The following is a 17,655-nucleotide window of genomic DNA, read 5'->3' on the forward strand; positions in this document are numbered from 1 at the left end:
TGAATCCGCGTGCTCTCAGCCTAAACAACGCGCTATGATTCTGGAAATGGATTATCTGTATATAGAGTATTCATAAAATGAATTTATCCAGCGTCGATCTCAATCTTCTGGTGGTGTTTGAGGCGTTATACCAAACGCGTAACGTCACCGCTGCCGGCGGACGTCTGAACCGTGCCCAACCGTCGGTCAGCAATGCGCTTTCGCGCTTGCGGCTGTTGTTTGACGATCCGCTGTTTACCCGCAGCGGCGGCGGCATGTTGCCAACCGCGCGTGCTCACCAACTGATGCTGCAAATCCACCCGGTACTGGAACAAATCCACCAGACGCTGACGCCGCCGACGCGCTTCGATCCCGCGACGGCTAGCCAGCGCCGCTTCAGGCTAGCCGCAGGCGACTACGCCGATATCACGCTGCTGCCTACCATTATCAGCCGACTGCGGCAGGATGCGCCAGGCATCGATATCCGGGTTTCCCGGCTCGATCGCCGCAATGTAGTGCAACAGCTTGAGAGTGGCGAAATAGATGTGGCATTGGGCGGGCATATCGAGGCGGTGAAGGGCATGCTGGTGCAGCCGTTGTTTACCGAAAGCTTTACCTGTATCGCCAGCCGACATCATTCGCGGTTAGCTGCCGAAAGTTGGGGCTTGGCGCAATACGTCGGCCTGCCCCATGCCCTTTACGCGCCCTCGGACGACGGCTCCGCCCGCGGGATTATCGATCGTCGACTGGCGGAACTGGGGCTGGAGCGACGCGTGGCCGCAACATTTTCGCATATCGTGGCGCTGCCTGCGGTCGTCGCCGGCAGCGATCTGATTGCAACCCTGGCACTCAGCGTCGCCAGCCAGTTTGCCGATCCGGCGAAGGTACGCTTTCTGCCGCTACCGGCAGAACTGGCGGTGAGTACGTTTTCTATCGATCTGGTTGCCGGTCGCCAGGCCCGGCGCGATCCGGCGCTGACCTGGCTGTGCGACACCCTTACCCAACTGAACTGGGGGAAGAGTGAATGAGAAGCGCCCCTCCTGCTACGATTAAGGCCCTAAGCTAGGCGCCGATTTCGGTGCGCACATCCAACAGTTCAGGGAAGAAAGTCAGCTCCAGCGCCTTTTTCAGGAAGCTGACGCCGCTCGAACCGCCGGTGCCCGTTTTAAAGCCGATAATCCGCTCTACCGTTTTCATATGCCGGAAACGCCACAGGTGGAAACTTTCCTCTATATCCACCAGCTTTTCGGCCATTTCATAGGCTTCCCAATACTTTTGTGGATGGTCATAGATCTCTTTAAAGGCCGGCAGCAGGTTTGGATTACGTTGGTAAGGTTGCGTCCAGTCACGTTCGATACACTCCTGCGGGATCGGCAGACCGTGGCGGGACAGGTAAAGCAGGTATTCATCGTACAGGCTGGGCGCTTCAAGAATGGCCTTCAGCGCCGCGTGTTTTTCCGCATCGTTGCTGAACACCGCCAGCATGGCCGCATTCTTGTTGCCGAGCAAAAACTCAATCGAGCGATATTGATGGGACTGGAAGCCCGACGAACTGCCCAGCACGTCGCGAAACTCGACGTATTCCGACGGCGTCAGGGTTTCCAGCACCGCCCATTGCTCGAACAGCAGCCGCTGGATCTGTTTGACCCGCGCCAGGATCTTGAAGCAATGACTGAGCTTATCTTGTTGCACCAGCATCCGCGCCGCCTGCAGTTCATGCAGCATCAACTTCATCCACAGCTCCGACGTCTGGTGCTGCACCACAAACAGCATTTCATCATGGTGTTGCGGGTTGGACAGCGGGTGCTGGCAGTCCAGCAGTTGATCCAGGCACAGATAGTCGCCATAGCTCATGCGTTTGGAAAAATCGGTGACAATCGCGCTTTCTAATTCCCGTTTGTTCATCTGTTATCTCCGCTGCGCCCACGACCGGAAGCGGTGTGTAGCGTGCTGCAAACAGAAAACAATAGTTCATATCGCCCCAACCCGAAGGACTATAAACGAGAGTTGCCTCGCAGATTTCAGGGTTGGTCATGTCAGGTTGATTCCCTCCTTATGTCTGCCTGGATTGAAAATCCCCGCAGTGATTATCCGCGGGGATGGGATCAGCGACTCCTGAGCATCAACATTGCTCTGCCGATCCCCGAACCGCTGAAAATCAAGGCTCTCTGTAATCTCGTCGTCGAACCATAAAGGATCGTTCGAAGGTGATCACCGTTTCGCCCGTGGATTTGATGCCCCGCGTTTCCACCGTAATGATGCCGTTGTTCGGTTGGGATTTTGACGGCCGTTTAGCCAGGATCTTACTGATGGCGTAAAGCGTATCACCGACAAAAAGCGGCTCTTTCAGGCGCACCGTTTCCCAGCCCAGATTGGCCACCGCCCTGGCAGACAATGCCTGCACGGTCATCCCGCTGACCAACGCCAGCGTGATGCTGCTGTTGACCAAAACGCGGCCATATTCCGCTTGGGCGCCATAGGCCTTGTCGAAATGCAAAGGGTGCTGATTCATCGTCAACAGGGTGAGCCAGGTGTTGTCGGCTTCGGAAAGCGTGCGCCCCGGCCAATGTTTGATCGTCATGCCGGTTTCGAAGTCTTCATAGTCCCCGCCGTGCTCTTCCTGATACTCATTTTCGCCGACTTTTCTTAACATGGTTTTTTCTCCCTGAATGGGTATAGCGCCAGCGCGGCAGCGGTGTCTTCGATGGCCAGCCCCACGCTGCGAAATACCGTGGTCTGCCCCGCCGTTGCAGCGGACTCACCCAACACGAGAGCGCCCAGCTCATTCAGTCCTTCAGGCTGAATGTATCCTTCCGCCATAGCGCTTCGAATCTCCCCCGCATCCTCCCTGGCAGCCGCGCCGGTTTCCACCACGACAAAGGCGGTTTTCAATAACGCGGGGTCGACCTCAATGGCGTCCTCGTGGGTGCCGCCGATAATGTTCAGGTGGGCCCCTGGCGCTACCCAATCGGCATACACCAAAGGTTCACGGGCACGGGTTGAGGTAGTGGTGCAAATAAGATCCGCCCCCTGCACGGCCTCGAATGCGCTACTGCAAACGCTGACCGGTGCGGTAGTCAGCGTACGAGCCCAGCGCGCAAACTCTTGCGTTCTGAGCGCCGAACGGGAAAAAATGCGCACCCTGCGGATCTGTCGCACCGCCAGCATCGCCAACAGCGTGGCCCGTGCCTGAACCCCTGCCCCGAGGATAGCAAGATCGCCAGCCTGCTCCGGAGCACACAGCTGGGTCGCCAGTCCGGCCACCGCACCGGTTCGCAACGCGGTCAGACTAGCGCCATCGAACAAGGCCAGCATCTGGCCCGTATCGATGTCGGTGAGCAGCACCACCCCATGGATCAATGGCAACCCTCTCTCAGCATTGCCGGGCGTGAGCGTAGTGATTTTAACGCTGGCGACACCGCGTCTGTTCCAGGCCGCCGGGCTGATCAACGTCTCTGAAGGACCATGCTGGAGTAAGGTCCTCGTCGGTGATTGTTCGTCACCGCGACGTAAATCCCCGAACGCCTCACTCAGCATCGCCATGACCTGCCGCAGTCGGATCTCTCCGGACATTTCAGCTGCATTGATGATTTGCATCGTCACAGGGCGATCCTCTTCAACTGCGCGGCCACTTCTACGATAAGGTCTTCTTGCCCGGCCACGGCCTGACGTTTTCCCAATTCGAAGAAGACGTCACGCGGATCGACCCCCGCAGAAGCAGAATGGCTTAACACCGGATTTTTAAAGCCGGAAAAAACGCCAGCCAGGCCACTGACAATGCCCACGGAGTCGATCATCGGTGGAGTGACCATCAGTTCCCGGGCGGCGAGCTCGGCGGCGTCGAGAAAATGATAAAGGTCGATGCCGGTGTTGAACCCCAAACGTTCCAGTACCGGTACCAGAACTTCAAGTTGGGTGTTCCCTGCCCCAGCCCCGAATCCGCGGGCGCAGCCATCAATCACGCTAGCGCCGGCCTGAGCGGCGGCAACCGAGTTGGCCACCGCCATGCCCAAATTATTGTGGGCGTGGAAAATAAGCGGCACATCCACCTGCCACCGCATCGCGGTGATGCGTTCGGTCACATCCTGCGGCAACAGGTTGCCGGCAGAATCCATGATGCCGACGGCCTGCGCACCGTACTCCACCAGCAGTTGAGCCTGATCGGCTAACTGTTGGGGAGTGGCCATATGGCTCATCATCAGTACCGCATGCGCTTCTGCCCCGTGATCTCGCAGCCATCCCAGATGACGTTCAGCCAAGGTTGCCTCAGTGCAATGGGTACCGATGCGCACCACATCCGCACCGCAGGATAACGCCTTCGACAGATCGACGATGGTTCCCCAACCGGGCAGCATAAACACGCCCATCTTGCTGTTTTGCAAACACTCGCGCACGGTGTTCAACATGGTTTCATCACTCAACGCCGCGCGCCCGACCTGATACGAGGAGGCGCCAAGCCCGTTGCCATGGCCAACCTCGACAATCGCCACCCCCGTTTTATCTACCGCCGTCGCGTAGTCTCGTAACTGAGCCACCGTGAGCTGATGCTTCACGGCGTGTTGACCATCACGCAGGGTTGAGTCGTTAATCAGAATGGCCATTAGCCCCCTCCGTTTTATTTCGATAGCTCGCATACTGTTCGGCAACCAGGATGGCGGCAGAATTAATCAGATCCAGATTCCCGGCGTATTCAGGCATCACCTTGCTGCTGGCAACCACCTCCAGCGAGATCGAAACGCGTCCTTCGCTGACGTTAAGAGCCGTAAGCGAATAGCCCGCCGAGAATCCCCGCACCGCCTCAACGGCCCCAGCAAGCACCGGAGTGATCTGTTCCTTTGTGACCCCTGGAATACCGGCGAAAATGGTGACCCTGAACATGGCGGGTGGCGCGGCCGGGCTGATATTAAGGATCGCCTTGGTGTTGGCTACGCCGGTAAAAGCGCTGAGCGCTCGCTGCGTGGTGTCCACATATTCGTCGATGTTGATCCGGGTGGCCCGCCCCAGAATATTGCTGGCGACGGTCGCCACCACCTCGATATCGTTGATGCGAAAATGTCGGCTCAGGGCATGCAAAATGGGTATCGACGCCTGTCCACCGCAGCTGATCAGGCTGACATTGCGCTCGGCCAGCGCATCGGTTCCCGTCACCGTAGGCACGATCATTTTGCCCAGGTGGCTGGGGGTTAAGTCGATCAGTAAGGTGCCCAGCGGACGCAGCAGCGCCCAATGCCTGACATGCGACATCGCGTTGGTGGCGTCGAAAACCACATCAAAAGGCGTTGGCGACGCCAACACAGCGTCAATGCCACCGGCGCTGGTCGGGCAACCCAAGCGGGCTGCGACCTCAAGACCGGCGGAGTCCTTGTTGCGCCCCGCCAGCAACCCGCAATGCAGCAGCGGGGAACGCTGGATCTTATTGACCAGATCCATGCCGATGGCGCCGGTTCCAATGACAGCGACGGAGAGCGTCATGAGTTGCTCCTGCCGAAACGGTCGGCCCAGGCCTTGCCGGATTGCAAGGTATTACGTGCCATGCGGGCAAAAGGCGGCCCCACCATGTGCCCGTCCAACAAGGCAATTCCCCCCTGCGCCGCTTTCACAGCATCGGTAATGCGGCTTGCCGCCAAGAGTGCGCTCTCGCAGGGCCGTAACGTCGAGTTGATCAGTTCGAGCTCGCTGGGATGAACGGTGGCTTTGCCATGGAAACCCAGATCTTTGACGCACTGAATTTCATTGGCCAACACGTCGGGTTCGGAAAGCCGATAATTGGCGGTATCGATACAGCCAATACCGTGTCTGGCACTCGCCAACACCATCGCCTGACGAGCGGCCAGCATCCCGGACCAGGTGATCGGCACCCCCAACGTGGCCGCCAAATCTGCAGAACCAAAAATCAGCCCATCCGCCACCGCCGCGACATTGTCCAGATCGGTAATGGCCTCGACGGTCTCTATCGTCAGGTAAATTTCTGGGAACCTTCCGGCTGAGGCGAAGGTTTCACGCAGGAAAACCACCTCGGCAGGGGTTCGAACCATCGACATTACGATAAAGCCAGGCGTGGTTTGGCCGGAGCACAACATCACCAGATCATGCACCGCATCAAGAGTACCCAACGCGTTGATTCGCACGGCAATATTTGCGGACGGCGGTGCATTATCGAGAGCCGTACGGCAGATGTTTCTGGCCTCTGCCTTGGCCGGGCCAGGAACAGAGTCCTCCAGATCCATCAAATGCACATCGGCGTCATAAGACAGAGCCTTGACCACACGGTTTAGTGACAAGGCCGGCGTGTACAGAATGCTGCGGGGAACAGCCCGGGCGATATCCGTCATTGCGGCCCCCTGACAGCAGAGATCACCTGGCACAGGCCGCGGATCTGTTCTTGCGTTTGTCCGGCTCGCATCATGACTCGCAGGCCGGCGGTGCCTTTGGCGACGATAGGGAAAAACACCGGCGAGACATAGAAGCCAGCCTCGATCACCTGGCGCCCCGCCTCGATCACCCGGTCATCGCTCATCGGCACCAGGCGGATCGGATAGGTATTGCCGCTTTGCTCCGTCGGGATCAGGGAATCGAACAGCGCGATGTTGTCGTACAGTTTCTTTTGTAACCGGGGCAATTCGGCCGTTCGGTGAATTTCCGCCGACGCAAGGCTGGCGCCGATGGCCGCCGTATTCAGGTTTTGCGAGTAGTTGAGCCCGCCGCCAAAGCGTTCGACCAGGCGTAGCATCTGCTGCGAATAACCGTTGAGCAATATCGCCGCCCCGCTGGTGCCGAAAGCTTTGTTGAGCGTGACCACCATAATGGTGTTTTCATCCAACGCCGGACTATGGGAACGAACATAGCCAATACCGCGTTCGCCATAAGCGGAGATCGAATGCGAATCGTCGTAAAACACCATCAGGCCGTATTTGTCCTGCAGTTCAGCCAGGGCTTTGACCGGAGCATAGCCCCCCAGGCTATCGCTGCCGTCGACCACGTAACAGACCCGTTGATATTGCTTGCAGCAGTCTTCAATGAAATTCAAATCATGATAATTGCAGGTGACGACTTCGGTTTCATCGGCACAGGCGGGTTTGGCAGCTGCCAGCGATACGTGGGCGTGCTTATCGAAAATCATCAAAGGCCGCACACCGTTGCCTAAATGGCCCGAAGCTATAAGAGGAAGCAAGCCGCCGCTGACGCTGCTCGCTGACACGCCGCTGAGTACATCAGCCTGGAACAGCTCACCCAGCGACGCTTCCAACTCCTTCATGGCAGGGAGCTGGACCCGACTGCGGGCGATGCAGTGATCCAACACGCCGTAGCGGCGCACCGCGTCGATAGCACCTTCGACCACCTTGCTGTGGGAGTCCAGGTTCAGGTAAGAGCAGCAGCTGAAATTGACAAACTGATGGCCACTTTGGGTGGACAACAGGTCGTTATCGAGCCCGGCAACGATACCCGCAAGGCCGTTTTGCTCTGACATATCCCAGAAAGGATTGCCTATGCCGATGGCCTTATCGTTGTTGCGGAATTTGTTCGTGGGAATGATCTGCTTACGGCTGCTCATCAAGTGCCTTCCTCTTGGTGGGTTCTGGTTGATAGTTGTAGATGCCTTTAAACTTGCGGTAAGCCGCCGTGTAGAGCGCGGAGTAGAAAACATAAGGGCGACGCAGGATTTTCAGATCCCACAGCCAAAAATTAACGTTGATATTCAGATCGTCTAAAGATTCGGCCTGGTGCCACCACCCCAGCGGCAAATACAGCATTTCACCGGGTTCTAAAATAAAGTCGCGGCGCTGCGGGATTTTTGCCGCCAAGCGGGGAAAACGCTGCGGGTCGATATTGTCAAAATCAAAGGCCTGCGATTTATCGCCGAACCCCTGCAGGATAGATCGCGGATAGTAATCTCTGCGGCCCGGAGGAAAAAGAATGAACCGTTTTCTGCCCTGCAAAGAAATATTAAAGTTTTCCAGCTCATCGAAATGGCTTTGGGTAAATACCCCGTGGTAGCTGACCCATAAATTGGCGGCGTTCAACCCACGACGGGAGGCCAGCAGGGAAAAAGCATCAAAGCCAAGGATATTATTGACGTCCTCGGGGCGGTGCATAATATTGGACACCACGCGATACCAGGTATTGTTGTCGCTTTGGTACTCTTTATTTTCCAAAAAACCACGCAGCTGAATTTTCATGGTTTGCCAGCGTTCGGTATTTTCTTTATTACTGGCCTCTCGGAACAAGGTGACATTATCATCGCCCAAGCGTTGTGAGATCAGGTCACTCGCCCCTATGCTGGTATCAATGGGTAAATCGGTAATAATGACCGGAACGTCGGCTCGGAAAATAGCTTCAACACCAAAGGCGACGAACTCTTTAAAGGTCATGCGCGGAACGGGAACCCCCGTCGTTAACTGTTTCACGATTGCCGTTTTCCTGTTTCGAAAATAATAATGTGAGGCCCCGATATTTTGGGGCGTAGTTTTTATTTATTGCTGAGTAATTTCTGGCTAAACAGGCTGGATAATAAAGCGAGTGTTCCGGCGGCCATGGCTACCCAGGCCACCTGACCCGCTCCGCTTTGATCAGAAAGCTGTCCACCCACCGAGACGCCCAGTGAAAAGCCCAGCCAGCCGGCGCTGGACAACCAGGAGAAGCCTTCGGATAAACACCCTTTCGGCGTCAAGGACTCCAGCAGGTTGCTGCAGGTGATCAATAACGGCGCCACCGACAGCCCGGCGACGAAAGCGGAAATACCCATGACAACGGGAACGCTGGTGAAAATCAGCGGGAGCGTGCCGGCACACAGGGTGGCGGAGGTGATCAGCAGCAGGCGGGGTTGCGATAAAGACCAGTTCATGGCGCCGTAGCAGGTGCCGCCCACCAGGCTGCCCGCGGCGCAAATGGATAACAGCACGCCGGCGAGGGTTGGATTGCCTATTTCTTTGGCGTAGGCGATCATCATGACGTCGATTGAGCCAAGAAACAGACCTACCGCCGCATAGGAGATCATTAACGCCCGTACCCAGACCATGCTGATTGCCCGACGGTCGCTTTCTGCGCTCTTGTGCACAATAACCGGCTCAGAACGCCGATGTAACACCAGGGCCAGAGAACCACTGAAGGTGAGCGCGGCGCATAACGCCAGCCCCGCTGCGGGGTGCCATGCCGTGGCCAAAACAATGGCGATTAACGGCCCCAATAAGAAAATGATCTCATCAAGCACGGTTTCTAACGCGTACGCGGTTCGTAGCGCTTCATCGGTCACCATGGAGGCCCAGCGAGTACGAATAAATCCATCCACCGGCACCGACGAACAACCGGTAGCAATGGCCGCCGCCATAATTGCCCATAAGTGCATATTCAGCAGCACCAAGCCAATTAACGAAAGGATCGCAATGACGTGGCAGCAGCAGGTAATAATAAGCACCTTTCGCTGGCTGAATTTATCGGCAAATCGGCCTAAAACCGGGCTGGCTATCGCCTGCGTAATCATTAATGTTCCCGCCACGGTTCCGGCAATCCATAACGAGTCCATAGTGGCGGAAATCAACATTATGCAACTGATGGACCGCATCGCCACCGGAAACCTGACCAGCAGGCCAAACAATGAAAGCGTCGCATGTCCGGAATCAGACAATAATCGGGTATAAGAACCAAAACTAAACTTGGACTCAACGGCCTCTGTTTCCATAAGGTGCTCTCAATAGATATTCGCTAAAAGAACGAATGAATATATCAATCGAATATACCCACTCATTTATTTGATCGGGCACACTCAATGAAATAAATAACTTAACTATTTATTTATGCGTAACAATAAAGCGAAGGTAACGCTCAGGCATTAACCCCTCCCGAATGGAGCTCAGGCCATAGAATATTGTTCGCGTTGAAATCATCTTGGTTAATAATTATTAATTCGCCATCTTAAAAAGCCCCCGAAATTTATCATAAACAATTTTAATGCATGGGCATTAAGAATTAGCAACGCTAATCATTATTTACAAGAGCGTTTTTGCATCACATTGATGCGTTATTGCATTCATATTTAATTACAGTGAGTTAAGTGTTAATTATGGTGAAAATAATAATTTTCAGTCTGCGAATGACGCCCTTTGAACCACACTCTCAGGGCCCTCTGGCGCTATAGCGGCGTAGAAAATAGAAACTGTGCCGTAATCGTCATTTTTACTCCCTATTGGAGCCAAGTATTCCTGCCGCGCTTTATTTATGATGAAGGTTTGACGCGCGGGGACATTGGCCCTGGCATTAACATCACGCGAGGAGAACACATGGCTACAGGCATTGGCGGTAGTACGCCACAACAGGCCCTGGAACAGCTGCAACCGCTCACGGACAACCCGCCTGAAATCGCCGCGGTGGAATACCGGCAACGCATTCAGCACGCACAGCGCCTGATGCGCGACAACGGCATTGATGCCTGCTACCTCAATGCCGGCAGCAACCTGCTCTATTTTACCGGTACCGCCTGGTCGCCCAGCGAACGTATGGTGGGCGCGGTGATCCCGGCCGAGGGGGAAATCGCCTATATTGCGCCCTGGTTTGAGATCGGCACGTTCAAGGACGCGCAGGTGATTGAGGGGGAGATATTTAGCTGGCATGAGGAAGAAGATCCCTACCGGTTGTTCTTCACCGTACTGACCGCGCGTGGGCTGACAGGTTCGGGCCGCCAACTCAAAGTGGCCATTTGCGAAACCGCGTCGGTCACGCTGTTCCTCGGCCTGCAACAGCATGCCGGTGAAATAAAGTTGGTCAGCGCCCTGCCGATCACCGGGTACTGCCGCAGCCGCAAATCGGCGGCCGAAATTGCGCTGATGCAAACCGCGAATAACATTACCCTGCGGGTCCAACAGGCGGCGGCAAGCATATTGCGCCCAGGGATCACCGCCAGAGAGCTGGTCGAGTTTGTCGATCAGGCCCATCGCAAAATGGGCACCACCGGTTCTTACTTCTGCATTGCACTGTTCGGATCCGATAGCGCGTTTCCTCATGGCGTAAAAGCCCCCAACCCGCTGCAACATAACGATGTCGTGCTGCTGGATACCGGCTGTCGCTACAAGGGCTACCTGTCCGATATCACCCGAACTTATGTCTACGGCGAAGCCAACCCGCGCCAACGCTTTGCCTGGCAGGCTGAACATGATGCGCAGGCTGCGGCATTTGCTGTAATCGCGCCCGGCGTGCCCTGCCATAAAGTGGATGATGCCGCGCGCGAAGCGCTGGTTTCTCATGGTTTTGGGCCGGATTATCAGCTGCCGGGGCTGCCGCACCGTACCGGTCACGGTATCGGGCTGGACATTCATGAAGCGCCGTATCTGATCCGCAAGCAGCAGGAGCCGCTCGACGTGGGCATGTGCGCCAGCATCGAACCCATGCTATGCCTGCCAGGCGAGTTCGGCATTCGTCTTGAGGATCATTTCTACGTCACCGAAGACGGAGCGCGCTGGTTTACCGCGCCGGCGAAATCTATTGATGACCCTTTCAATTTGATGTCCTGATCCCCTGCCGGGCGGCGTCGCCGCTCGGATTTAAAAACAACTCTCCCCATAATAATGAGAAACTTTAATATCGATTATATTTACTCATCTCATTTAACACTTCATATTAATGCAATCATTAATTCATTCCATTTTATACACTCCGGATAAAATAGTTGTTGATATGCAAAATGACTTGGGTTAATAATCAATCCACCATCAAGGTGAAGCATAATAAAAAATCATAAACTCAAAGGGAGTTGGTTATGAAAACGATTGATCATTCTTTATTAGACTCTATCGCCGGCGGCCGTGGTAATAATGGCGGAGACCGTGCGGACAATAGTCGTAAGAATAAAGGAAAAAACAATGGCGGTAACAAAAGCGGATCAAGTGACTACTATACTAAAAACACGTCGGAAGACTGTATCAATGGCATGGTGGCAGGTACAGCTTTAGGAGCGTTTGGTGGGCTACCTGGCGCCGCTATGGGATTGGTTGGCGGCGCAGTTACCGGCGGTTGTTTCAAGGATGGCAACAAGGGTGGCGGTAACGTAGGTATGGGCAAAGGCGGGAATAAATGCGGGTCAAGTTCCGGTGGCAAATGTTCTTGGTAGACGGTAACGTTAAAGAAAATAACTACGGGCAGGATACTCGCCGTTTTTAGGTGATTACATGAATGATAAAGTTATAAAAATAACATCAGTTATTCTGGGTATATTTCTTTCTTCATCCTTGCTAAGCGGGGCTGGGGTAGGCTTTTCAACATGGTATCCCGCACCGAGAGGCATTTCCGTTCTGTTGGTTTCAATTAGCTGCGGTATTGTCTTAGTAAGACTTATATACTTAATAATTAAATTCTCTTTAGGCAAGCCGCAGAAAGGGAGCTAAATTCCCTAGTTTTAACGACCATGCTTTCCTCCATAAATTGGTTAATTAAAGGCGTCAGTAAATCGCTGTCGCCTTGCTCTCCCCCACGTTTCCTGAACGGCATTACTGACTACTGTACATTCAATCGTTAACCAACCAATACCGGTTGCTGCCATCCAGCTTCAATTTACGTGCTGCGACGACCCAGTTCATGCCTGTGTCATCCTGACGATACCCTATGCCAGTGCATCTTCGCTGATAGAGATGTTTTTATTCACGCTCCGCGTTGGGCTTTCCACACGCCAACTGGGGTTAATCAGTTGGCGTAACCGCTAAAATAGATTAGTTTTAAGCTCTGACTTTCCTCGGCACTGGATGCTATGACTACCCAAAATCAACAACCTCAGGCTGTCTTCAGCCCCGTTACACGTCATGCCATATTTTTGGTCGCCACCTTGTCGCCCAACCCCGCTCAGCTTGCTGCGGTGCGTGGCTGGTGTGCGGATATCAGCGGCGTAATCCGTTCCGTCGGCAAAAGATCCCCGGCGGGCAATCTGTCCTGCGTCTGCGGATTTGGCTCTACGGCCTGGGATCGGCTGTTCGGCCAGCCCCGTCCGGCGCTGCTTCATCCTTTTCGTGAGATAGGCACCGGCGACCGCGTTGCCGTTTCGACCCCTGGCGATATCCTGCTACACATTCGCGCCGACGAGATGGATTTGTGCTTCGAACTCGCCACACAGTTGATGAACAAGCTTGGCGATGCCGTGACGGTAATAGAGGAAGTGCACGGTTTCCGCTACTTCGATCAGCGGGCAATGATTGGTTTTGTCGATGGTACAGAAAACCCCGAAGGGCACGAAGCCTTCGACTATACGGTGATTGGCGAGGAAGACGCTGAGTTTTCAGGCGGCAGCTACGTGCTGGTACAAAAATACCTGCATGACATGAAAGGCTGGAATTCATTGAGCGTTGAAACGCAAGAACGCATTATTGGTCGCCACAAGCAATCCAATATTGAACTGGATGAAGACGTCAAGCCTTCGTCATCCCACAGTTCCCTGACGACGCTGACCGATGAAAAAGGCAATGAAGTCAAAATATTGCGTGACAATATGCCGTTCGGGAAACCCGGCATGGGGGAGTTCGGCACTTACTTCATCGGCTACGCGCGTTCCCCTCAGCCCATCGAGCAAATGCTGGAGAACATGTTTGTTGGTCGGCCAGCCGGCAATTATGATCGCCTGTTGGATTTCAGCCGCGCGGTCACCGGCAGCCTGTTCTTTACGCCATCGGCAACCCTGCTGGAAGCCTTGGCTGAGCGTGACGCCCCACAATAATCCCCGATGAGCAATGACTGCCCCGGTCGGTTGGGGGGCAGTTCTGCCAACTGCAACATCGGCTGTCGACGCCCGCATCAGATACGTATTTCAGGGCGCTGGATACGAATGCTCACTATCCCCAACCCCTCTTCTATTGCCAAGACGTGGCAAGAGTTTGAAGAAGATGGCCGCATGAAACCTTCCGCCTACGATGATCGAATCGTTGACGTGATGGAAGAACTGATGAAGTTTACCCTTCTGACGCGAGGCAATGCCAGGTATCTGGTCGACCGTTACAGCAAGAGAAAAGAGCGCGCGGCTGAACTGTCTGCACGAGTCAATCAACGCAGCATCTAAAAAGTCAGGCCCGCAATCCAATCGCGGGCCTTTAATGCTCATTTCACCGAAATTCGCCGCCCTTGCGCATCGATCACAGGCTCGCCGTCTTCCTTGGTGAAAGGGCCTTGCTGCGGATCCGGCAGGATATCCAGCACGGCTTCCGACGGTCGACACAGACGGGTGCCCAAGGGTGTCACCACAATAGGTCGATTAATCAATATCGGTTGTTGCAACATAAAGTCGATCAATTGTTCGTCACTCCAGCCTGCATCTGCCAGCCCCAACGATTCATAAGGCTCGACGTTTTTACGCAGTAAGGCTCGCGCAGATATTCCCATATCGGCGATCAGCCTGATCAATTGCTCGCGGTCGGGCGGTGTCTCCAGATACAAAATCACCGTCGGTTCCACACCACTGTTGCGGATCAGTGCCAACGTATTGCGCGATGTGCCGCAAGCCGGGTTGTGGTAAATCTTGATGTTACTCATGGCGTTCTCTCTGAGTTATGGCTAAAGCGACAGGCGCAGGGCCAGGGCGGTCAGCGCAACCAACAGCACCGGCAGGGTCATTACTACCCCGACCCGGAAATAGTATCCCCAGCTTATGACGATGCTTTTCTTCGACAACACGTGCAGCCACAACAGCGTGGCCAGGCTACCGATCGGCGTAATTTTCGGCCCAAGATCGCTGCCTATGACATTGGCATAAATCATTGCCTGTTTAATTACGCCTTCGGTATTGCTGCCGTCAATCGACAAGGCCCCTACCAACACCGTCGGCATGTTGTTCATCACCGAGGACAAAAATGCCGTCAGGAAACCGGTGCCCAGCGTAGCTGCCCAAATTCCGCGCTCGGCCAGAAAATCAAGCACACCGGCCAGGGTATCGGTCAGCCCCGCATTACGCAGCCCGTAGACCACCAGATACATCCCCAGTGAGAAGACCACGATCTGCCAGGGGGCACCCCGCAACACTTTAGCAGTGTCGATGGCCTGCCCCTTTTTCGCCACCAGCAGCAGGATTAACGCACCAACGGCGGCGACCAGGCTAACCGGCACGCCCAGCGGCTCAAGCCCAAAAAACCCCACCAGCAGCAACACCAATACGCCCCAACCGGCTCTAAACGTCGGCAAATCGCGAATGGCCTCACGCGGTGGCCGCAGCAACCTCAGGTCATAGCTGCGCGGAATGTCCTTGCGAAAGAACAGGTGCAACATCACCAGCGTGGCGACGATGGCGGCAAGGTTCACCGGCACCATCACCGCCGCATACTGCGTGAAACCCAGTTGAAAGAAATCAGCGGAGACGATATTCACCAAATTGGACACCACCAGCGGCAGGCTGGCGGTATCGGCGATAAATCCCGCCGCCATCACGAAGGCCAGCGTTGCCCCTGAACTGAACCCCAACGCCAGCAGCATCGCAATCACTATCGGCGTCAGGATCAGCGCTGCCCCGTCATTGGCAAACAACGCCGCCACCGCGGCGCCCAGCAGCACAATATAGGTGAACAACCAGCGCCCTTTGCCCTTGCCCCAGCGCGCAACATGCAGCGCGGCCCATTCAAAGAAGCCGGATTCATCCAGCAGCAGGCTGATAATGATCACCGCGATAAAGGTCGCGGTAGCGTTCCAGACGATCTGCCAGACCAGCGGAATATCACCGACCTGTACCACACCGGTCAGCAATGCCAACAGCGCGCCGAAACAGGCACTCCAGCCTATGCCCAAGCCTTTCGGCTGCCAGATCACCAAAACGATCGTCAGGATAAATATTGCCCCGGCCAACACCATCACAACTCCTTAGTCTCTCACATCAAACATATATGTTATTTCGAATATATTGATTTAAATTTTTTAGCGTTACCGGCAGACCGCCCCTAACGCGCGCTGCGCCAGCTCGGTCACCTGCTGTTGCCGGCTAAGGTAAGCCTGTTCGATGATTGCCGCCGCCCAGGCCGGCATATGCGGCGACAGGCGGTAGTAAATCCACTTGCCCTCGCGACGATCGATCAGCAGACCACTTTCACGTAACATCGCGAGGTGACGAGAAACTTTGGGTTGCGATTCCTCCAATGCGCTGACCAATTCGCACACGCACAGCTCACCCGCCTGGCGCAGCAAAAGCACCAGCGTGAGGCGAGTTTCCTCCGACAGATTTTTAAACAATGCCAGTGGTGTCAGTGATGTCATGGGGATCCTCCTTTTACGATAACCGCCATCATAAGCCGAAGGAGGAAAAACGCCAAGAAACATATATGAATTAGTGAATATTAATGTTTGTGGAGATTGCGCAGAATGGCTCACTTTCGCGATGGCCCGGTGAAAACGCTCACTCAACCTGAGTTAAGTTTCAGCTATTGATTCCATACGCCAAAGCGACTGTTCATTATGTGCTCTTTCGTTACAATCTCTAGCGTGAAATCCACCGTTTAGAGGGCTCTTATGTACAACTTCTCACGTTATCAGGCAAAAGAACTGGCGCTGGCTTATATGAGCGGCAAAAAACACGACCTGTCACCGCAGGAATTTCTGCAGCAGCTGAAAAGTAGCGAGAAATCTTTCGACTATCTGTTGAAGCACGGCAACGAACAGCCGCGCGAAGTGCTGGTGAAAAGTTTCTAACACCCCGCACCTTAATCTCCCTTCGCCGGTGGCGTACCTATAGGCACGCGTATTCCCGGTCGAATGGCGACGGGGTGTTATCAGCGATCCGGGGTATCCCAATAAGGCCGCTCTCCTCCGAGCTGAGCCAGTAGAAAATCGACAAAGGCCGATACCTTAGCCGGTAAGTATTTGCGCTGTGGATAGACGGCATAAATGGCATGCTCGGGCAGCCGATAGTCCGGCATCAACTCAAGCAGTCGCCCCTGCGCAATATCGTCTCCAACGATGAAAGTCGGCATCTGACAAATCCCCAAACCGGCGATCAACGCTTCACGCAACGCCTCGCTGTTATTCACCTGGTAATTGCCTCTGGGTTGGAAACGTACAGCCCCCGCAGGCCCGTCGAACTGCCATTCGCTCCCCCCGCGGAAATAGCTGTAAAACAAACAGTTATGCTTCGCTAATTGCTCCATGTCCGTCGGTGTTCCACAGCGCGCCAGATAGGAGGGTGCTGCGCACAAGACGCTGTTGCACGGCGCAATACGCCGGGCTATCAGACTCGAGTCGGCCAGTCGACCGATGCGGATCGCCAGGTCATAGCCCCCTTCGACCAAATCGACCAGTTGGTCATCCATCATCATGTTGATCTCCACCGCCGGATAAGCTGCCAGGAAACGGGGGATCAACGGGGCAATATGCAAACGACCAAACACCATAGGTACGCTGATCCTCAGGCAGCCCTGAGGCTGTCCCTGCAAACGGGTGACCGCATCCTCTCCCTCTTGCGCTACGGCACAGGCATTGCGTGCATAGCCAAAATACTGCTCACCGGCCTCGGTCAGGCTCAAACTGCGGGTGGTTCGCTGCAATAATTGCACGCCCAGCGAGCGTTCCAGCTGGGTGATGCGTTTGCTTACTGCCGATTTGGTGATGCCTAGTCGCTCGGCGGCGGCAGAAAAGCTTTCGCATTCCACCACCGCCACAAATACCGGGATTGCTGCAAAGCGATCGTTCATTATCAGTCAACTTTTCTCAACAATGAGTTTCCATTTTAGTGGATTA

At 54.9% G+C, this 17,655-nt stretch carries 18 protein-coding genes and 1 pseudogene; 6 read left to right on the forward strand and 13 right to left on the reverse strand.

Annotated elements, in window-relative coordinates; translation table 11 throughout:
• The first annotated feature begins 77 nt into the window (after positions 1–77).
• A complete protein-coding gene (locus AC1RKC_RS09140; RefSeq protein ID WP_234530383.1) occupies positions 78–1,007 on the forward strand; it encodes a LysR family transcriptional regulator in 930 nt (309 codons plus the stop codon).
• 34 nt (positions 1,008–1,041) lie between these two features.
• Here AC1RKC_RS09140 and kynA read toward each other — a convergent pair whose 3' ends face one another.
• The 9 genes from kynA to AC1RKC_RS09185 form a co-directional block, all read right to left on the reverse strand.
• A complete protein-coding gene (kynA, locus tag AC1RKC_RS09145; RefSeq protein WP_020827548.1) occupies positions 1,042–1,884 on the reverse strand; it encodes a tryptophan 2,3-dioxygenase in 843 nt (280 codons plus the stop codon).
• Between the two features lie 253 nt (positions 1,885–2,137).
• Positions 2,138–2,632: a MaoC family dehydratase gene (locus AC1RKC_RS09150; RefSeq protein WP_020827549.1), complete on the reverse strand. Its 495-nt coding sequence runs from the start codon at positions 2,630–2,632 to the stop codon at positions 2,138–2,140.
• Complete coding sequence (locus tag AC1RKC_RS09155; protein WP_234530410.1) at positions 2,626–3,576, reverse strand: ornithine cyclodeaminase family protein; 951 nt, start codon at positions 3,574–3,576, stop codon at positions 2,626–2,628. The genes AC1RKC_RS09150 and AC1RKC_RS09155 overlap by 7 nt, the downstream gene beginning before the upstream one ends.
• A gap of 2 nt (positions 3,577–3,578) precedes the next feature.
• Complete coding sequence (gene dmpG / locus AC1RKC_RS09160) at positions 3,579–4,580, reverse strand: 4-hydroxy-2-oxovalerate aldolase (protein WP_234530384.1); 1,002 nt, start codon at positions 4,578–4,580, stop codon at positions 3,579–3,581.
• The gene (locus AC1RKC_RS09165; RefSeq protein WP_256813543.1) at positions 4,564–5,451 is read right to left on the reverse strand and encodes an acetaldehyde dehydrogenase (acetylating); all 888 of its coding nucleotides are present in this window, start codon (positions 5,449–5,451) and stop codon (positions 4,564–4,566) included. Before AC1RKC_RS09165 ends, dmpG begins: the two co-directional genes overlap by 17 nt.
• Positions 5,448–6,311 carry an HpcH/HpaI aldolase/citrate lyase family protein gene (locus AC1RKC_RS09170; RefSeq protein WP_260628284.1) on the reverse strand — a complete coding sequence of 288 codons (864 nt, stop codon included), beginning with the start codon at positions 6,309–6,311 and terminating at the stop codon, positions 5,448–5,450. The genes AC1RKC_RS09165 and AC1RKC_RS09170 overlap by 4 nt, the downstream gene beginning before the upstream one ends.
• Positions 6,308–7,531 carry an 8-amino-7-oxononanoate synthase family protein gene (locus AC1RKC_RS09175; protein WP_115058574.1) on the reverse strand — a complete coding sequence of 408 codons (1,224 nt, stop codon included), beginning with the start codon at positions 7,529–7,531 and terminating at the stop codon, positions 6,308–6,310. Before AC1RKC_RS09175 ends, AC1RKC_RS09170 begins: the two co-directional genes overlap by 4 nt.
• On the reverse strand, positions 7,518–8,384 hold the full coding sequence (locus AC1RKC_RS09180) for a cupin-like domain-containing protein (protein ID WP_197022773.1): 867 nt from the start codon (positions 8,382–8,384) through the stop codon (positions 7,518–7,520). The genes AC1RKC_RS09175 and AC1RKC_RS09180 overlap by 14 nt, the downstream gene beginning before the upstream one ends.
• Positions 8,385–8,446: 62 nt before the next feature.
• Complete coding sequence (locus AC1RKC_RS09185) at positions 8,447–9,655, reverse strand: MFS transporter (RefSeq protein ID WP_115058573.1); 1,209 nt, start codon at positions 9,653–9,655, stop codon at positions 8,447–8,449.
• A gap of 598 nt (positions 9,656–10,253) precedes the next feature.
• On the opposite strand from AC1RKC_RS09185, the gene AC1RKC_RS09190 reads away from it, so the two are divergent.
• The 4 genes and pseudogenes from AC1RKC_RS09190 to AC1RKC_RS09205 form a co-directional block, all read left to right on the forward strand.
• Positions 10,254–11,480: a M24 family metallopeptidase gene (locus AC1RKC_RS09190; protein ID WP_493092345.1), complete on the forward strand. Its 1,227-nt coding sequence runs from the start codon at positions 10,254–10,256 to the stop codon at positions 11,478–11,480.
• Between the two features lie 245 nt (positions 11,481–11,725).
• On the forward strand, positions 11,726–12,076 hold the full coding sequence (locus tag AC1RKC_RS09195; RefSeq protein ID WP_020827558.1) for a hypothetical protein: 351 nt from the start codon (positions 11,726–11,728) through the stop codon (positions 12,074–12,076).
• Positions 12,077–12,709: 633 nt separating this feature from the next.
• On the forward strand, positions 12,710–13,666 hold the full coding sequence (locus AC1RKC_RS09200; protein ID WP_149572739.1) for a Dyp-type peroxidase: 957 nt from the start codon (positions 12,710–12,712) through the stop codon (positions 13,664–13,666).
• 75 nt (positions 13,667–13,741) lie between these two features.
• Positions 13,742–14,005: pseudogene (locus AC1RKC_RS09205) on the forward strand (arsenical resistance protein ArsH); the annotation flags it as partial.
• Positions 14,006–14,043: 38 nt separating this feature from the next.
• Here AC1RKC_RS09205 and arsC read toward each other — a convergent pair.
• From arsC to AC1RKC_RS09220, 3 genes are all read right to left on the reverse strand, one after another.
• Positions 14,044–14,475 (reverse strand): glutaredoxin-dependent arsenate reductase, encoded by a 432-nt coding sequence (arsC, locus tag AC1RKC_RS09210; RefSeq protein WP_020827561.1) that lies wholly within the window; start codon positions 14,473–14,475, stop codon positions 14,044–14,046.
• Between the two features lie 21 nt (positions 14,476–14,496).
• The gene (locus tag AC1RKC_RS09215) at positions 14,497–15,780 is read right to left on the reverse strand and encodes an arsenic transporter (RefSeq protein WP_488765103.1); all 1,284 of its coding nucleotides are present in this window, start codon (positions 15,778–15,780) and stop codon (positions 14,497–14,499) included.
• A gap of 69 nt (positions 15,781–15,849) precedes the next feature.
• Positions 15,850–16,179 carry a metalloregulator ArsR/SmtB family transcription factor gene (locus AC1RKC_RS09220; protein ID WP_020827563.1) on the reverse strand — a complete coding sequence of 110 codons (330 nt, stop codon included), beginning with the start codon at positions 16,177–16,179 and terminating at the stop codon, positions 15,850–15,852.
• Between the two features lie 252 nt (positions 16,180–16,431).
• Between AC1RKC_RS09220 and AC1RKC_RS09225 the strand changes: the two genes are divergently transcribed.
• On the forward strand, positions 16,432–16,611 hold the full coding sequence (locus tag AC1RKC_RS09225; protein ID WP_020827564.1) for a hypothetical protein: 180 nt from the start codon (positions 16,432–16,434) through the stop codon (positions 16,609–16,611).
• Between the two features lie 80 nt (positions 16,612–16,691).
• Here AC1RKC_RS09225 and AC1RKC_RS09230 read toward each other — a convergent pair whose 3' ends face one another.
• The gene (locus tag AC1RKC_RS09230; RefSeq protein WP_020827565.1) at positions 16,692–17,609 is read right to left on the reverse strand and encodes a LysR family transcriptional regulator; all 918 of its coding nucleotides are present in this window, start codon (positions 17,607–17,609) and stop codon (positions 16,692–16,694) included.
• Positions 17,610–17,655: the final 46 nt, after the last annotated feature.

Source organism: Serratia sp. GW822-FHT06E05 (assembly GCF_058799445.1).

Bases quoted from the DNA above. Each gene is read 5' to 3' on its own strand.
- kynA (WP_020827548.1), bottom strand. From the start codon at position 1,884: ATGAACAAACGGGAATTAGAAAGCGCGATTGTCACCGATTTTTCCAAA.
- AC1RKC_RS09170 (WP_260628284.1), bottom strand. From the start codon at position 6,311: ATGACGGATATCGCCCGGGCTGTTCCCCGCAGCATTCTGTACACGCCG.
- AC1RKC_RS09195 (WP_020827558.1), top strand. From the start codon at position 11,726: ATGAAAACGATTGATCATTCTTTATTAGACTCTATCGCCGGCGGCCGT.
- AC1RKC_RS09175 (WP_115058574.1), bottom strand. From the start codon at position 7,531: ATGAGCAGCCGTAAGCAGATCATTCCCACGAACAAATTCCGCAACAAC.
- AC1RKC_RS09225 (WP_020827564.1), top strand. From the start codon at position 16,432: ATGTACAACTTCTCACGTTATCAGGCAAAAGAACTGGCGCTGGCTTAT.
- dmpG (WP_234530384.1), bottom strand. From the start codon at position 4,580: ATGGCCATTCTGATTAACGACTCAACCCTGCGTGATGGTCAACACGCC.
- AC1RKC_RS09140 (WP_234530383.1), top strand. From the start codon at position 78: ATGAATTTATCCAGCGTCGATCTCAATCTTCTGGTGGTGTTTGAGGCG.
- AC1RKC_RS09230 (WP_020827565.1), bottom strand. From the start codon at position 17,609: ATGAACGATCGCTTTGCAGCAATCCCGGTATTTGTGGCGGTGGTGGAA.
- AC1RKC_RS09185 (WP_115058573.1), bottom strand. From the start codon at position 9,655: ATGGAAACAGAGGCCGTTGAGTCCAAGTTTAGTTTTGGTTCTTATACC.
- arsC (WP_020827561.1), bottom strand. From the start codon at position 14,475: ATGAGTAACATCAAGATTTACCACAACCCGGCTTGCGGCACATCGCGC.
- AC1RKC_RS09200 (WP_149572739.1), top strand. From the start codon at position 12,710: ATGACTACCCAAAATCAACAACCTCAGGCTGTCTTCAGCCCCGTTACA.
- AC1RKC_RS09190 (WP_493092345.1), top strand. From the start codon at position 10,254: ATGGCTACAGGCATTGGCGGTAGTACGCCACAACAGGCCCTGGAACAG.
- AC1RKC_RS09220 (WP_020827563.1), bottom strand. From the start codon at position 16,179: ATGACATCACTGACACCACTGGCATTGTTTAAAAATCTGTCGGAGGAA.
- AC1RKC_RS09150 (WP_020827549.1), bottom strand. From the start codon at position 2,632: ATGTTAAGAAAAGTCGGCGAAAATGAGTATCAGGAAGAGCACGGCGGG.
- AC1RKC_RS09215 (WP_488765103.1), bottom strand. From the start codon at position 15,780: ATGGTGTTGGCCGGGGCAATATTTATCCTGACGATCGTTTTGGTGATC.
- AC1RKC_RS09155 (WP_234530410.1), bottom strand. From the start codon at position 3,576: ATGCAAATCATCAATGCAGCTGAAATGTCCGGAGAGATCCGACTGCGG.
- AC1RKC_RS09165 (WP_256813543.1), bottom strand. From the start codon at position 5,451: ATGACGCTCTCCGTCGCTGTCATTGGAACCGGCGCCATCGGCATGGAT.